This window comes from Streptomyces sp. NPDC089424 (genome assembly GCF_044749345.1).
Classification (GTDB): domain Bacteria; phylum Actinomycetota; class Actinomycetes; order Streptomycetales; family Streptomycetaceae; genus Streptomyces.
On sequence record NZ_JBIVHU010000008.1, the window covers coordinates 357761 to 372755 of the forward strand.

General features: G+C 72.9%; 11 protein-coding genes. 7 read left to right on the plus strand and 4 right to left on the minus strand.

Annotated elements, in window-relative coordinates; genetic code table 11:
* The 3 genes from ACIP2X_RS30605 to glgX form a co-directional block, all read right to left on the minus strand.
* On the minus strand, positions 1 to 1254 hold the full coding sequence (locus ACIP2X_RS30605) for a M14 family zinc carboxypeptidase (protein WP_401679046.1): 1254 nt from the start codon (positions 1252 to 1254) through the stop codon (positions 1 to 3).
* Positions 1255 to 1539: 285 nt separating this feature from the next.
* Positions 1540 to 3891, minus strand: a complete 2352-nt coding sequence (gene treY / locus ACIP2X_RS30610; RefSeq protein WP_401679049.1) for a malto-oligosyltrehalose synthase — start codon at positions 3889 to 3891, stop codon at positions 1540 to 1542.
* A 220-nt stretch (positions 3892 to 4111) separates the two neighbouring features.
* Positions 4112 to 6220, minus strand: a complete 2109-nt coding sequence (gene glgX, locus ACIP2X_RS30615; protein WP_401679052.1) for a glycogen debranching protein GlgX — start codon at positions 6218 to 6220, stop codon at positions 4112 to 4114.
* A 183-nt stretch (positions 6221 to 6403) separates the two neighbouring features.
* Between glgX and ACIP2X_RS30620 the strand changes: the two genes are divergently transcribed.
* From ACIP2X_RS30620 to ACIP2X_RS30635, 4 genes are all read left to right on the plus strand, one after another.
* Positions 6404 to 7225 (plus strand): Tat pathway signal sequence domain protein, encoded by an 822-nt coding sequence (locus ACIP2X_RS30620; protein ID WP_401679055.1) that lies wholly within the window; start codon positions 6404 to 6406, stop codon positions 7223 to 7225.
* Between the two features lie 118 nt (positions 7226 to 7343).
* Complete coding sequence (locus ACIP2X_RS30625; protein WP_401679058.1) at positions 7344 to 8654, plus strand: copper amine oxidase; 1311 nt, start codon at positions 7344 to 7346, stop codon at positions 8652 to 8654.
* Positions 8655 to 8766: 112 nt separating this feature from the next.
* Positions 8767 to 10005: an SAV2148 family HEPN domain-containing protein gene (locus ACIP2X_RS30630; protein ID WP_401679061.1), complete on the plus strand. Its 1239-nt coding sequence runs from the start codon at positions 8767 to 8769 to the stop codon at positions 10003 to 10005.
* Positions 10006 to 10129: 124 nt separating this feature from the next.
* Positions 10130 to 10852, plus strand: a complete 723-nt coding sequence (locus ACIP2X_RS30635; RefSeq protein WP_401679063.1) for a 3'-5' exonuclease — start codon at positions 10130 to 10132, stop codon at positions 10850 to 10852.
* A 28-nt stretch (positions 10853 to 10880) separates the two neighbouring features.
* Here ACIP2X_RS30635 and ACIP2X_RS30640 read toward each other — a convergent pair whose 3' ends face one another.
* Positions 10881 to 11744, minus strand: coding sequence for a phosphotransferase enzyme family protein (locus ACIP2X_RS30640; RefSeq protein ID WP_401679066.1), 864 nt, complete (start codon positions 11742 to 11744; stop codon positions 10881 to 10883).
* Between the two features lie 200 nt (positions 11745 to 11944).
* Between ACIP2X_RS30640 and ACIP2X_RS30645 the strand changes: the two genes are divergently transcribed.
* From ACIP2X_RS30645 to ACIP2X_RS30655, 3 genes are read left to right on the plus strand one after another with little or no spacing between them, the layout of a single operon-like run.
* The gene (locus tag ACIP2X_RS30645) at positions 11945 to 12874 is read left to right on the plus strand and encodes a carbohydrate ABC transporter permease (RefSeq protein WP_401679069.1); all 930 of its coding nucleotides are present in this window, start codon (positions 11945 to 11947) and stop codon (positions 12872 to 12874) included.
* Positions 12871 to 13704 carry a carbohydrate ABC transporter permease gene (locus ACIP2X_RS30650; RefSeq protein ID WP_401679072.1) on the plus strand — a complete coding sequence of 278 codons (834 nt, stop codon included), beginning with the start codon at positions 12871 to 12873 and terminating at the stop codon, positions 13702 to 13704. The genes ACIP2X_RS30645 and ACIP2X_RS30650 overlap by 4 nt, the downstream gene beginning before the upstream one ends.
* Before the next feature lie 20 nt (positions 13705 to 13724).
* On the plus strand, positions 13725 to 14990 hold the full coding sequence (locus ACIP2X_RS30655; RefSeq protein WP_401679075.1) for an ABC transporter substrate-binding protein: 1266 nt from the start codon (positions 13725 to 13727) through the stop codon (positions 14988 to 14990).
* The last annotated feature ends 5 nt before the right edge of the window (positions 14991 to 14995 follow it).

Genomic DNA, 14995 nt, shown 5'->3' on the forward strand with positions numbered 1-14995 from the left:
TCACGCCGCGCGGTCGCGGGCGTGCAGGGCCGCCGTGACGACGGTGCGGGCCTGGTGCTCGACCTGGTTCTCCAGGGGCACCCAGCGGGCCCGGAAGCGGTCGGCGAAGGCCTCGCTCCAGGCGGCGACGAGCCGTTCGAGGCGCGGGGCCGCCCGGTCGTCGGTCTCCTGAAGGACCCGCAACAGCATCGCCGCCGCCCGCAGGGGCAGGCGGCGGGCGAAGGCGTCGACGCTCCCGACGTACGCCATGGTGTGCCCGGCGGGCGGAGTGTCCCTCCAGTCGGCGGCCAGTCCGGGCACCAGCTCCAGCGCCCATCTGGCGGCCCGCAGCAACGGGCTGTCGAGGCCCTCCAGACGCGGTGAGGCCTGCGAGAGCACCCGCTCCACCCGGAGCGCGTCCCGCAGCAGCCGGCCGGCCAGCCGCCGCATCGCCGCGGCCGGCGCCGGATGCGGGGCCGGGTCGTCCACCAGGTCGCTCGCCCACATCGGCACCTCCACGACCGCCGTCAGACCGCCGTACCGGTGCACGTGGTACCAGGTGCTGCGGCGGGCGTCGTCCGAGGGCATGCTCGGGTAGGCCTGTCCGGCGCCGGCGGCCGGCATCACATGCACCCCGGGTCCGGCCGCGGGCCACCCCGCGGCGTCCGAGGAGCCTGTCTCCACGGGGATGTGCAGCTCCGCCGCCGACTTGGCGAACGGCTCGGCGAGGCCGGGTATGTCCTTCGTCAGCTGCACCCAGCTGCCGCCCAGGTCGGTGCCGTGCAGGGTCACCTGGAGATAGGGCCGCAGTTCGTCGATCACGCCGGTCAGGGCCCGCGTCTCGGGCGGCAGCCGGTCCGGAGGCAGCACCGCCGGCGACCACTCCGGCTGCTCCGGGCCCGCGGGCCGGAAGAATCCGAGGTGGTAGTCGAACAGGCTGCGCGGCGCCGGCGTCACGTGCAGGCTCGCCCCGTCCGGATCCGCGCACAGCAGGAAGTGCCAGGAGATGCCGGCCCGCAACTGCCAGTCGTGCACCACCCGTTCGGCCACCACGAGCAGCGTCGAACCCCCCGTCGGCTCGTTCGCGTGGGCGCCCGCCACGACCAGGACCGCGTGCCGCGAGCGCCCCACGGACAGCATGTGGAGCGGCCGGCCCGCGCGGGAGAGGCCGATCTGGCGCAGGGCGCACAAGCCGGGATGCCGAGCGGCCAACGCCCGGGCGGACGACACGATTTCGGTCACGGTGGGGTAGCGCAGCTCCGGCAGAGGACTCACCCCCGACGTGTCCGCCCGGCTTCGCCCCCGCAGTACCGCACGGTCCAGGTGCGGTGTCAAGGAGAGGGCGGGGGAGCCTGTGGGGGGCGCCCGGATGCACGCGCGGCCGCGCGCGGACGCGTGCACGCCAGGACGGCGCACGCACGCCCCCGCCGATCCGCTCCTCCTGGCGGCCCGGTCGCCCGGCCGCGGGGCGGCCCGGTCCCGCACCGGACCGCCCGGATCCGCCCGCCCCCGTCCGCGCCCGCTCGGGTCCGCGCGTGCCCGCGCGGCTCCGCCCGGAATTCAGCCGACCCGCTCCAGCAGCACCACCGGCAGCGGCTCCAGAAGCTCCCCCACGCGCGCGTGCCCGCTGAACTCCCGCTCGGGATCGAGCACGTCCACCCAGCGTCCCGGCGGCAGCGGCAGCGCCGTTTCCCGCCAGCCGCCGGCCTCCGCCAGCCGCCGCGACAGCCGGGTGACGGCCACGACGACCTCGTCGGTGCGGGCGTATGCCAGGCAGTGCGCGGCCGCCGCCCCCTCGGCCGCCAGCGGCACGTAGGTGGCCCCCTCCCCGAACACCCCGGGCCGCCGCGCCCGCAACCGCAGCGCCGCGGCGGTCAGCGCACCCTTGGCGCCGGGGTTCTCGGCCGGCGGGAAGGCGGCGGGGCGGCGGTTGTCCGGGTCGACCAGCGCCCGGTACTCGCCCTCCGTGCCCTGGTACAGATCCGGCACCCCCGGCATCGTCAGATGGACCAGCGCCGTGCCGAGCACGTTGGCCCGGATGTGGGGCTCCAGCTCCGCGCGCAGGGCGGCCACGGACTCTCCCGGCGGACCGCACGGCCCCACGTCCACGAACGCCGTCACCGCCTCCTCGTACGGCGGCTCCTGCTCCGTCCAGCTGGTGTACAGGCCCGCCTCGCGGACATGCTTCAGCAGCGCCTGCCGTACCCGGTCCGCGTCGGCGGGACCGAGGCCGAACACCGTCTGCCAGGCCGCCCACGCCACCTGCGCGTCGGGCACGCCCTCGCCGGTGCGGGTCACCTCCGTCAGCACGTCCGCCCAGCGCTGGGGGCACTCGGTGAGCACGGCGAGGGCCGCCCTGACGTCCGCGCTGCGCTTGGTGTCGTGCGTCGAGACGACCGTCCCGGTGAGCGGCCAGTCGCGCTGCACGCGCGCGCAGTACGCGTGGAAGACCTCCGGAGCCAGCGCGGGCACCCCCGGGTTGCCGCCCACCTCGGTCGCCGACAGCAGCGGCACGTAGCGGTAGAACGCGGTGTCCTCCACGGACTTGGCCCGCAGCGCCGACGCGGTCTGCGCGAACCGCGCCCGGAAGTCCAGCTGGTCCGGCCCGTCGCCGTGGCGGCCCAGCACCAGCCCGCGCACGACGTCGACCGCGCCGCCCTCCTCGGGTACGACGAAGGCCGCCACCGCCTCCACCGCGGCCGCCTCGGTGACGACGGCCGCCGCGTCCCCGGAGCGGTACGGCCGGTAGACCTCCATCCGCACCAGCAGCTCCCGCAGCGCCGTGTGCAGCGCCCAGGGAGCGCGGTCGCGCAGCTCCGGCTCGGGCGAGGCCGCGCACAGGCGGCTCGCCGCCCGGGTCAGCCGGTCCACCTCGGCGGCCAGCTCGTGCTCCAGCACGCGGTACGCCGCCCGCCGTACCGTCGCCTCCCAGTGCCCGCCCCGGTCCGTCTGCGGGGCGGCGAACCGCCGGTACTGACCGAGGAGTTCACCCGCGCCCGCGGGGTCCACGAACACGCCGTCGACGTGCCGCAGGGCGTCGTAGCCGGTGGTACCCGCGACGGGCCAGGAGGCCGGCAGGCTCTCCCCGTCGGAGAGGATCTTCTCCACGACCGTCCAGCGCCCGCCGGTCGCCTCGTGCAGCCGCCGGAGGTAGGCGTCGGGGTCGGCGAGCCCGTCGGGGTGGTCGATGCGCAGCCCGTCCAGCACGCCCTCGTGCAGCAGCTGGAGGATCTTGGCGTGCGTCGCCTCGAACACCTCCGGGTCCTCCACGCGCACCCCGATGAGCTCCGAGATGCTGAAGAAGCGCCGGTAGTTGAGCTCGGTCCGGGCCAGCCGCCACCACACCGGGCGGTACCACTGCGCGTCCAGGAGCTGCGGCAGGGGCAGCCGGTCGGTGCCCTCGCGCAGCGGGAACGCGTGGTCGTGGTAGCGCAGGACGTCCCCGTCGACCTTCAGGTCCTCGATCGCGTCGCCGAGCGGCTGCCCGAGCACCGGCACCAGCAACTGGCCGCCCTGCGCCTCCCAGTCGATGTCGAACCAGCGGGCGTACGGCGACGTGGGGCCCTGGCGCAACACCTCCCACAGGGCGTGGTTGTGGCGCGGCGCCATCGCCATGTGGTTCGGCACGATGTCCAGCACCAGGCCGAGGCCGTGCTCGCGCGCGGTCCGCGCGAGCGCCCGCAGCCCTGTCTCGCCGCCCAGTTCCTCCCGCACGCGCGCGTGGTCCACCACGTCGTAGCCGTGCGGCGAGCCCGGTACGGCCTCCAGGACCGGGGACAGATGCAGATGGGAAACGCCGAGCGAGGCCAGGTACGGCACCGCCGCCGCCGCGGCGCCGAACGGGAACTCGGGCTGCAGCTGCAGCCGGTACGTGGCCGTGGGCACCACCGGGTCAGGACGCTCAGGTGTCATGCAGAGCTACGTACCCGCCCCGCCGGGTTTCGTGTCATCGCCCGCCGCCCGTGCGCCCACTCGCGTGGCCGGATCCCGGCGGGCGGGAGCGAGGGTGACGCCAAGGGAGTGACCCGTACCGGCCACGCCCGGCCGTCACGGCGGCCACGGCGCGCCCGGCGACGTGCACCGGGCGCGCCGGGCGCCATCTCCCCCCGCGCGCGTGCAGCGGCGCCCCCGTCTAGGCGGGCCGCTGGAGCACCGTCAGGCTCCGGTCCGGCAGGGTGATGCGGTCCCCGTCGGCCACCTTCGCGCCGGTCCCCGCGGGCACGCCCTCGGGCCGGGCGGTGTCGACGACGACCTGCCACTGCCGTCCGTGGTCGACCGGCACCACGAAGTCCAGCGCCCTGGGCGAGGCGTTGAACATCAGCAGGAACGAGTCGTCGGTGATGCGCTCCCCGCGCGGTCCTGGCTCGGAGATCGCGTTGCCGTTCAGGAACACCGTCAGGGCCGACGCCTGCGCCGACTCCCAGTCCCGCTGGGTCATCACCTTGCCCTCGGGGGTGAACCAGGCGATGTCGGACAGCTCGTCGTGGGTGCCCTCCACCAGCCGGCCGTGGAAGAAGCGCCGCCTGCGCAGCACCGGGTGGTCCCGGCGCAGCCACACCATCGCGCGGGTGAAGTCGAGCAGTTCGCTGCCGTCCTGCGGCCACCCGACCCAGGCCAGCTCGCTGTCCTGGCAGTAGGCGTTGTTGTTGCCCCGCTGGGTGCGCGCGAACTCGTCGCCGTGGCTGATCATCGGCACGCCCTGGGAGAGCATCAGCGTGGCGATGAAGTTGCGCATCTGCCGGCCGCGCAGCGCCAGGACGTCCGGATCGTCGCTCTCGCCCTCCGCGCCGCAGTTCCAGGACCGGTTGTGGCTCTCGCCGTCGCGGTTGTCCTCCCCGTTGGCCTCGTTGTGCTTGTCGTTGTACGACACCAGGTCGTGCAGGGTGAAGCCGTCGTGGCAGGTGACGAAGTTGATGGAGGCGAGCGGCCGGCGTCCGTCGTCCTGGTACAGATCCGACGAGCCGGTCAGCCGGGAGGCGAACTCCGCCATGGTGCGCGGCTCGCCGCGCCACAGGTCCCGCACCGTGTCCCGGTACTTGCCGTTCCACTCCGTCCACAGCGGCGGGAAGTTGCCCACCTGGTAGCCGCCCTCGCCCACGTCCCAGGGCTCGGCGATCAGCTTCACCTGGGACACCACGGGGTCCTGCTGCACCAGGTCGAAGAACGACGACAGCCGGTCCACCTCGTGGAACTGCCGCGCCAGCGTGGCCGCGAGGTCGAAGCGGAAGCCGTCGACATGCATCTCGGTGACCCAGTACCGCAGCGAGTCCATGATCAGCTGGAGTACGTGCGGCGATCGCATGAGCAGGGAATTCCCGGTCCCGGTCGTGTCCATGTAGTACCGGGGATCGTCCGCCAGGCGGTAGTACGACGGATTGTCCAGGCCCCGGAAGGACAGCGTCGGGCCCAGGTGGTTGCCCTCGGCGGTGTGGTTGTAGACGACGTCCAGGATCACCTCGATCCCGGCCTCGTGCAGCGCGCGCACCGCCGACTTGAACTCCAGGACCTGCTGGCCCCGGTCGCCCCAGGAGGCGTACGCGTTGTGCGGGGCGAAGAAGCCGATGGTGTTGTAGCCCCAGTAGTTGTTCAGGCCCATGTCCACCAGACGGTGGTCATTGACGAACTGGTGTACGGGCATCAGCTCCAGGGCGGTGACGCCGAGCCCGGTCAGGTGCTCTATGACCGCCGGATGGGCGAGCGCCGCGTAGGTGCCGCGCAGCTCCTCGGGCAGCCCCGGGTGCCGCATGGTCAGGCCCTTGACATGGGCCTCGTAGATCACCGTCTCGTGGTACTCGGTGCGGGGCGGCCGGTCGTCGCCCCAGTCGAAGTACGGGTTCACCACGACGGACGTCATGGTGTGCGGGGCGGAGTCCATGTCGTTGCGCTCGTCCGGGGAGCCGAAGCGATAGCCGTAGACCTCCTCGCCCCAGGAGACCGCACCGCTGATCGCGCGCGCGTACGGGTCGAGCAGCAGCTTCGCCGAGTTGCAGCGCAGCCCCCGCTCGGGCGCGTGGGGTCCGTGCACGCGGTAGCCGTAGCGCTGCCCCGGCATGACGCCCGGCAGGTACGCGTGCCGTACGAACGCGTCGCTCTCCCGCAGTTCCACCGCCGTCTCCGAGCCGTCGTCGTGCAGCAGACACAGCTCTACTCGGTCCGCGGCCTCCGTGAAGACCGCGAAGTTGGTGCCGGCGCCGTCGTATGTGGCGCCGAGCGGATATGCCTCTCCAGGCCAGACCTGCATGGATACGACTCTTCCAGGTGTCTCGTGCCGGTGGGACCGCCTTGCCACCGAGTCTCCACGAAAGTGAGGGAACCACCTATGACTTACTGCCCTCTTACCGGTCGACCAGTGCATACGGAGGTATGCCGAATCAGTGGGGCAGACACGTACTCCCCTGGAGATCAGGGGGAGTAGGGGGAGATTGTGCGCAACACAGTGCACCGCCATCTGGGCAAGGTGGTGGCCGCGGCCGCCCTCGCGCTCGCCGGGACCGCGGTGATGGTGGGGATCACCCTGCCGGGCACGGCAGGCGCCGAGGACACGGCCGGGGGAACGGCCGACGCGCGCGGGGCCCGGCAGACGTCCCAGGGCGCCGCGGACGGCCGCGAGGCCGTGCCCCCGGGCGTCGTCGAGCAGGCGCCGGCCCAGGGCGAGAAGGGCACCGGCCGTGACCCGCTCACCGAGGACGAGACGAAGCGGGTGGAGCGCCTCGCGCTCAGCCGGCAGCTGATCGGTTCCGGCGAGGGCGTCGACGGCGGCCGCGGACCGCAGCGGCTCGGCGTCGAGCTCGCCGAACCGGAGGCCGCCGACCTGGGCGACCCGAGGGCGCCCCGGCGCGCCGAGGTCTCGTTCTACGACTACGGGGACGACACCCTCGTCACCCGGACGGTCGACCTCGGCACCGGGAAGGTCGAGCGGACCGCCCGTCAGCGGGGCGTCCAGCCGCCGCTGAGCCGTGCCGAGGCCACCGAGGCGGCCAGGCTGCTGATCGCCGACCCGCTGGGCACGGGCCTGAAGGCCGACTACAAGGACGCCACCGGCCAGGACCTCACCTCGCCGGACCAGCTGCTGCTCAACAGCATGGTGTACCGGGCCACGCCGGGCGCGCAGCCCGCCGTGCTCGACCGGTGCGGTGAGCACCGCTGCGTGCGCCTGTTCCCGAAGGTGAAGAACGGGCCGTGGATCGACGCCCGGCACCTGGTGATCGACCTGAGCGCCCGCAAGGTGGGCGAACTCCCCGACTGAGCCGCCCGCTGAGCCGCCCGCGCGGGTGCAGCCCCGCCGCCGGCCTGCCTCGGTCCCTCCTTCCAACCGATCCTCCAGAGGGCTCCGGTGAGCCTTCCGCAAGGGAGTCGATTTCGTCATGCCCGTGATCAGCAACAGCCGCGCCCGCAGGCGGACGGCCCTGGCCCTCGCCCTGGCCGGGCTGGCCGCCGGTGTCACCACCGGGGCGGGTCCGGCCGCCGCGCGGCCCGAGGCGGCGCCGGCACCGGCGGCCGAGTGCAGCGCCGCGTACCGCATCGAGCAGAAGCTCTCCACCGGCACCACCTGGCGCATGTGCTGGCGCTACCACAAGGAGGCCGGTCTCGTCCTGGAGCACATCACCTACCAGCCGCCCGGCGAGGCCCGCCCGATCAAGGTGCTGGCCTCCGCCAAGCTCGGCCAGATCCATGTGCCCTACGACGACGGCAAGGCCGAGTACCAGGACCTCACCCAGGCCGGCTTCGGCCAGGGACTGAAGGACCTCGCGCCCGGGGAGTGCCCCGGCGGCACCATCAAGACCGTCCGGGTGCCCGAGGCCTGGGACCCCGCCCACCAGAACGTCAAGGGTCTGTGCACCACCACTCGTTCGCGTGGTCATGCCTACCGCATGCAGGGCGAGACGGCGAACAAGGTCTTCCAGAAGCAGGGCAAGGACCTGCTCGTCTACACCGTCAACCAGGTCGGCTGGTACGAGTACATCACCGAGTGGCGCTTCCAGGACGACGGCACGATCAACATGAACGTCGGCGCCACCGGGTCCCTGTCGCCCGTGGACTACGACGCCGGCGACGGCCGCGGCTGGCCGATCGGCGAGGGCGCCAAGGCCTACGCCACCAGCCACAGCCACAACGTCTTCTGGCGGCTCCACTTCAACCTGGACGGCTCCACCAAGGGCCGGGTCGAGCAGTACGACTCGAAGGTCAGCGCCCCCGCGAACGGCCGCCCGGCGCCCACCAACAAGACCACCCGCACCGCGATCACCAAGGAACTCGCCGGCGACGCCGAGAACATGCGCTGGTGGCGCGTGGTCAGCGCGACCGGCAAGAACAAGGACGGGCACCGGCGTTCGTACGAGCTCGTGCCCGGCGCCGGCGCCAAGTACCCGGGCCGCAGCTACACCAGGCACGACGTGTACTTCACCGAGTACGCCAAGTGCGAGCAGTACGCCAGCGACAACCTGCCGAACTGCGGCGCGGGACACGGCAGGTCCGTCGACAAGTGGGTGAACGGACAGGCCCTGAAGAACCCGGTGGTCTGGGTCAACGTCGGCTTCCATCACGTGGCGCGCGACGAGGACCAGCAGCCCATGCCGGTCCACTGGCAGGGCCTGTCCGTCGCCCCGCGCGACGTGACCGCTATGAATCCGCTCACGCCGGCCGAGCTGGCTGATCAGAATGGACGCCCCGAGTAAGGAAGTTGGGAGACGAGCCTGCCCATCCGGCTGCACCGCCGACCGCTCCCGGAGTACCCTTCCTTGATCGTTGGGACGGGGAGTGCTCGGGGGAGCGGAAGGCGGTGCGCGGGTGGGCTCGGGAGGGCTGGAGCTGCCCCCTGGTGACGAGGGTCACGAGGGGGGCTCCACAGAGGTCCCGCCCGGCACGGTGTCCCTGGCCAGACCGATGGAGACGCACTCGATCGGCCCGGAACTGGACTGGGACGCCGACGCCTGGCACGAGGTGCGCACCCGCGCCCAGCGAGCCGGCCGGGCCTACATCTGGCTGAACCTCGTCGAGCAGCGGCTGCGCGCGGTCGTGGCCGCCGTCCTGCGCCCCATCTACGAACCCGTCCACGGCGACGAGTGGGTGGTCGCCGCGGCCGGTCCGGCCGGCCAGGAGTGGGTCCAGCGCGCGGTCGCCGTGCGGGAGGTCAGCCGGCGCAAGGGATATCTCCTCGACCCCGCGGACGACAACGTCCTCAGCTTCCTCACCCTGCCGCAGCTGCGCGAGCTGATGGTGCAGCACTGGCCGTGCTTCGAGCCGTACGTCGACGAGCGCCGGGACGTCGAACTCGCGCTCGACGAGCTGGAGGTCACGCGGAACGTCGTCTCCCGCAACCGGGCCCTGTCCGAGGCCGTGCTGAACCAGGCCGAACGGGCCTCGGCGCGGCTGCTGGAGACCCTCGGCTCGGGAGGGGACGTGCCCTCGGCGCGCCGGCTGCCGGTCGACGCGGTCGAGGACCTGGTCGGCGACCGCTACTCCGACGTCGTCGCCGTGCACTCCGACCGGGTGCGGCTGATGCGCCGGTTCCCCGCCGAGGACATCTTCGGCGGGGCCCGCCGTCTCGACGCCGTCGGCATCGGCCTCAACCTGCTCGTGCAGAACTTCTCCGGGCGCCGGCTGGTGCGCCTGGCCGAGGCCGGGTGCCGGGTGCGGCTGCTGTTCCTCAACCCGGCGTCCAGCGCGGTGAAGCGCCGCGAGCGAGAACTGGGCATCAAGCGGGGCGAGCTGAGCCGGGCGGTGGAGATGAACATCCTCCACATGCGCCGGGTGCGCGCCCGGCTGCGGGACCCGGACGCCTTCGAGATCCAGGTGTACGACGAGACCCCCCGTTTCACGGCCTACCTCGTGGACGGCGACGGCTCGGACGGCATCGCGGTCGTGCAGTCCTATCTGCGCCGCACCCGCGGGATGGAGGCGCCGGTGCTGGTGCTGCGCAACGGCAACCGGGTGGTCAAGTCGGGCGAGGTGGACGAGGGAGGACTCTTCGGTACGTACCGGGAGGAGTTCGAGGCGGCATGGGTGGATTCACGCCCTGTGTCCTGAATCGCCGTCACCTTTTCCGGCGTCATGCCGGCGGCCGATGCGGAACGCTGTCCTCTGGTTGTCAGTGCCGCATGCGATCGTGGAGATCACTGGGGGAAAGCACCACCAAGAAGGGGGGCCGCCCATGGGCTGGCACCGGGAGCTGCTGATCGGCTTCGACCTGGAGACGACCGGGACCGATCCGCGCGAGGCGCGCATCGTCACGGGTGCCGTGATCGAGGTCAGGGGCGGACAGCCGCTGGGACGCCGCGAATGGCTGGCGGATCCGGGAGTGGAGATCCCGGCGGACGCCGTGGCGGTGCACGGCATCAGCAACGAGCGCGCGGTCGCCGAGGGCCACCCGGCCGACAAGGTCGCCGACGCCATCGCGGACGTCCTCGCGGGGTACTGGAAGACGGGCGTCCCCGTGGTCGCCTACAACGCCGCCTTCGACCTGACCCTGCTCTCCGCCGAACTGCGGCGCCACGGCCTGCCGTCCCTGCGTGACCGCCTAGGCGGCCTGCACCCGGCGCCGGTCATCGACCCGTACACCATCGACCGCCAGGTCGACCGCTACCGGCGCGGCAAGCGCAACCTCGAAGCGGTCTGCACGGAGTACGGCATCGTCCTCGACGGCGCGCACGACGCCTCCGCCGACGCGCTGGCCGCCGCCCGGCTGGCCTGCGCGATAGCCGGCCGCCACCCCAAGATCGCGGGGCTCGGCCCGGCGGAGCTGCACCGCCGCCAGGTCGAGTGGTACGCCGAGTGGGCGGCGGACTTCCAGAAGTTCCTGCGCCGCAAGGGGGACGCCACCGCCGTGGTGGACGGGCTGTGGCCGCTGCGGGAGCCGGCCGGCGAGCGGGTCTGAGAGCCCCGCACGGCGGCGGCCGTGCGCTTCAGAACGGATACCAGCGCACGCTCTCGTCCCCGTCCCGCAGGGAGGCCACGCGGCGCCCGAACTCGGCCAGCGCCTTGGGGTTGCTCGGCGCGTGCTGGGCCACCCAGGCGCAGCTGGCCGTCTCCCGCGCCCCGCGCAGCACCGCACAGCCCTCCCATGCGCGCACGTCCCAGCCGTACGCCTCGGTGAACGAGTCGTACGCCTCGGCCGGCAGGCCGTAGCGGTCGCGGGAGAGGGCCATCACCACCAGGTCGTGCTCGCGCAGGTCGGCGGAGAAGGTCTCCAGATCGACCAGCACCGGCCCGTCCGGCCCGATGTGCACATTGCGGGGCAGCGCGTCGCCGTGGATCGGGCCGGGCGGCAGCTGCGGGGTGAGCGCCGCCGCGGCCCCCGCGAACCCGTCGCGCCGCTCGCGCAGATACGCCGCGTCCGCCGGGTCGATCGCGTCCCCTGCGAGCCGCAGCCAGCGCTCCACCCCGCCCAGCAGCGCGCGGGGCGGCAGTGCGAAGGAGGGGGAGGGCAGTGCGTGGACGACCCGGAGCAGTTCGGCCAGATCCCGGGGCTCGGCGGGCCGTACGGGATCGGACAGCCGGTGCCACACGGTCACCGGTTGTCCCTCGACGAGCAGCGCGGTGTCCTGGGCCGCCCGGACCGCGGGGACCCCGGCCTCCGCGAGCCACCGGGCCACGGACACCTCCCGGCCCGCCCGGTCGAGGAGTTCGGCGTCCCGGCCCACCTTCACGACCAGGTCGTCCGCCGCGAACACGGCGTTCTCGCCGAGGGCGAGGAGCCGCGCGTCCCGGGCCGCACCGGGCAGTACCCCCGCCGCGGCCAGTACGTCCCGCGCCCGTGCCTCGTCCATCGTCCGCCTCCGTGATCCGTCCGCGCGGGGCCCGTGGCCAGGATCCCGCGGTGCCGCGTTCGTGCCGTCCGTCGGCCAGTGTCGCATTCGCACAGGTCGGAGGGTGTGCGCGGGCCCTTGACGACATCGACCGCCTTCACGACCATGACGGGGGCCCGCCGGGCTCCGGAACGTCACGAGCCGCGCAAAGGAGCCGATCCGTGACAGTGGTGACCGAGGCGAGGCGTGCCGAACGCGCGCCGGACCGGGGCCGGCGGCGTGGCGGCGACCACGGCGCGTGGTTCCTGGTGCTGCCCGCGCTCGTCCCGATCCTCGTACTGAGCGTGGGACCGCTGCTGTACGGGATCCTGCTGGCGTTCACCGACGCCCAGGCGGGGCGCACCGAGCCCACCGAGTGGATCGGCACCCTGAACTTCCAGGACCTGCTGCGGGACACGCTGTTCTGGGAGTCGTTCCGGATCGGGCTGGTGTGGGCGGTCGGCGTGACGGTGCCGCAGTTCCTGCTGGCGCTCGGCCTCGCCCTGCTGCTGAACGAGCGGCTCAGGCTGCGCTGGCTGGCCCGCGCCCTGGCGATCGTGCCGTGGGCGATGCCCGAGGTCGTCGTCGGCATCATGTGGCGCCTGGTCTACAACCCGGACGCGGGCGTGCTCAACGAGACCCTGCGCGACCTCGGCCTCGGTGACGGCCGGGACTGGCTGAGCGGGCTCGGCACCGCCCTGCCCGCGGTGATCGTCGTCGGCGTCTGGGCGGGGATGCCGCAGACGACGGTCGCCCTGCTCGCCGGGCTGCAGAACACCCCGCGCGAGCTGCACGAGGCGGCCGCGATCGACGGCGCGGGTGCCTGGCGCCGCTTCCGGACGGTCACCTGGCCCGCGCTCAGACCGGTCGCCCTCGCCATCACGGCCCTCAACTTCATCTGGAACTTCAACGCGTTCGCCCTGGTCTACGTGCTGACCAGTGGCGGTCCGGGCGGCCGGACCCGGCTGCCCATGCTCTTCGCCTACGAAGAGGCCTTCCGCTACGGCCAGTTCGGCTACGCGGCGGCGATGGGCTGCGTGATGGTCGCGGTCATCTCGGTACTGCTGGCGCTCTTCCTGGTGGGCCGGCTCAAGGGAGGCGACGACGTATGAGGACCAGCACCGGGGCGCGCGTCGGTCAGTACGTGGCGTTGCTCGCGTATCTCGTCTTCCTCGCCTTCCCGTTCCTGTGGCTCCTGTCCACCGCCTTCAAACCGCCCCAGGAGCTGGGCAGTCTGCACCCCTCGTGGATCCCCGAGAACCCCACGCTGGACAACTTCCGGCAGGCCTTCGAGGAGCAGCCGCTGCTGCGGGCCGCGCTCAACTCCCTGCTCGCCGCGGCCGGGGCGGCCGTGATCGCCGTGCTGGTCGCGACGCCGATGGCGTACGTGATGGCCCGCCACCGCACCCGGACGGCCCGGGCGGCGACCGGCTGGGTCGTGGTCAGCCAGGCGTTCCCCTTCGTGCTGGTGATCATCCCGCTCTTCCTGGTGCTGAAGAACCTGCGGCTGATCAACTCCCTGCCGGGCCTGGTGATGGTCTACGTCGTCTGGGCGCTGCCCTTCGCGCTGTGGATGCTGGTCGGCTACGTCCGGGCCGTGCCGGCCGAACTGGAGGAGGCGGCGGCGGTCGACGGCGCCGGCCGGCTGCGGACGCTGGTGTCGGTGACGGCGCCGCTGCTGGCGCCGGGGATCGTGGCGACGGCCCTGTTCGCCTTCATCACCGCCTGGAACGAGTTCTTCTTCGCCCTGGTCCTGCTCAAGACCCCGGAGAAACAGACGCTGCCCGTGATCCTCACCCATTTCATCGGCGCCGAGGGCGTGGCCGACCTCGGTCCTCTCGCCGCCGCCGCGTTCCTCGCGACCCTGCCCTCCCTGCTCGTCTTCGCCCTGATCCAGCGGCGGATCACGGGCGGCATGCTCGCCGGGGCGGTGAAGGGCTGATGCGCGGGAGGCGGGCAGGGATGGTCGCGGCCGCACTGATGCTGCTCACCGCCTGCACGGGCGGCGCGCGCGAGGACTCCCCGGACGGCGGGATCACCCTCCGCTTCCAGTCCCTGGCCTGGCAGCAGGAGTCCGTGGAGGTCAACAAGGAGTTGGTGGCGGAGTGGAACGCGGCCCATCCGGACGTGCGCGTCGAGTACGTCCAGGGCAGCTGGGACAGCGTCCACGACCAGCTCCTGACCTCCTTCGAGGGCGGTGAGGCGCCGGACATCATCCACGACGCCTCCGACGACCTCGCCGACTTCGCCTACGGCGGCTACCTCGCCGACCTCACCGGTCTGCTGTCCGAGCGGCTCAAGGCCGACATCCCGCGGCGGAGCTGGGAGACGGTGACCTTCGGGGACGGGATCTACGGAGTGCCCTTCCTCCAGGAGCCACGGGTGCTCATCGCGAACGCGACCTGGCTGAAGGAGTCGGGGGTGCGGATCCCCACCCCCGAGGAGCCGTGGACGTGGGAGGAGTTCCGCGAGGTGACGAAGGAGCTCGGCGCCGAGGGGACCTACGGGGTGGCCTGGCCGCTGAAGGAACCCGTCTCGGCCACGCTCAACCTCTCCCTGTCGGCGGGCGGGCAGCTCTTCCACCGGGGTGCGGACGGCAAGGTCACGGTCCGCTTCGAGGCGGGCGACGAGGTGGTGCCGCGCACCATCCACGACCAGGTCGGCTCCGATGCCAGTGCGTCGGCTTCGACGCTCGGCAGCGGCGGTTCGGACACGCTCCCCGGATTCTTCGGCGGCAAGTACGCGATGGTGCCGCTCGGCTTCTCCTACCGTCAGCAGATCGTGCAGCAGGCGCCGGAGGGCTTCGACTGGCAGGTGCTGCCGGCCCCGGCCGGTGCGGGCGGGCTCGCCCAGGGGGTCAGCCCGCAGACCCTGTCCGTCGCCGAGGACAGCCCGCACAAGAAGGAGGCGGCCGCCTTCGTCGACTTCCTGCTGCGTCCGCCGAACATGGTGCGCCTCGCCCTGGGCGACTGGATGCTGCCCACCGGCACCGAGGCCCTGAAGGACCCCGCACTGCGCTCCGCCCGGTACGGCTGGGCCACCGGCACCGCGCTGGCGACGCACCTGCGCCCGGCGCCCGCGCAGTCCGTGCGGGGGTATCCCGAGTGGAAGGACAAGGTGGCCACACCGGCGCTGCAGGAGTACTACAGCGGCGCGATCGGCCTCGACGAGCTGCGTAGACGGCTGGAGGAGGACGGGAACCTGGTTCTGGCGCGATATCAGCGCTGACGGGG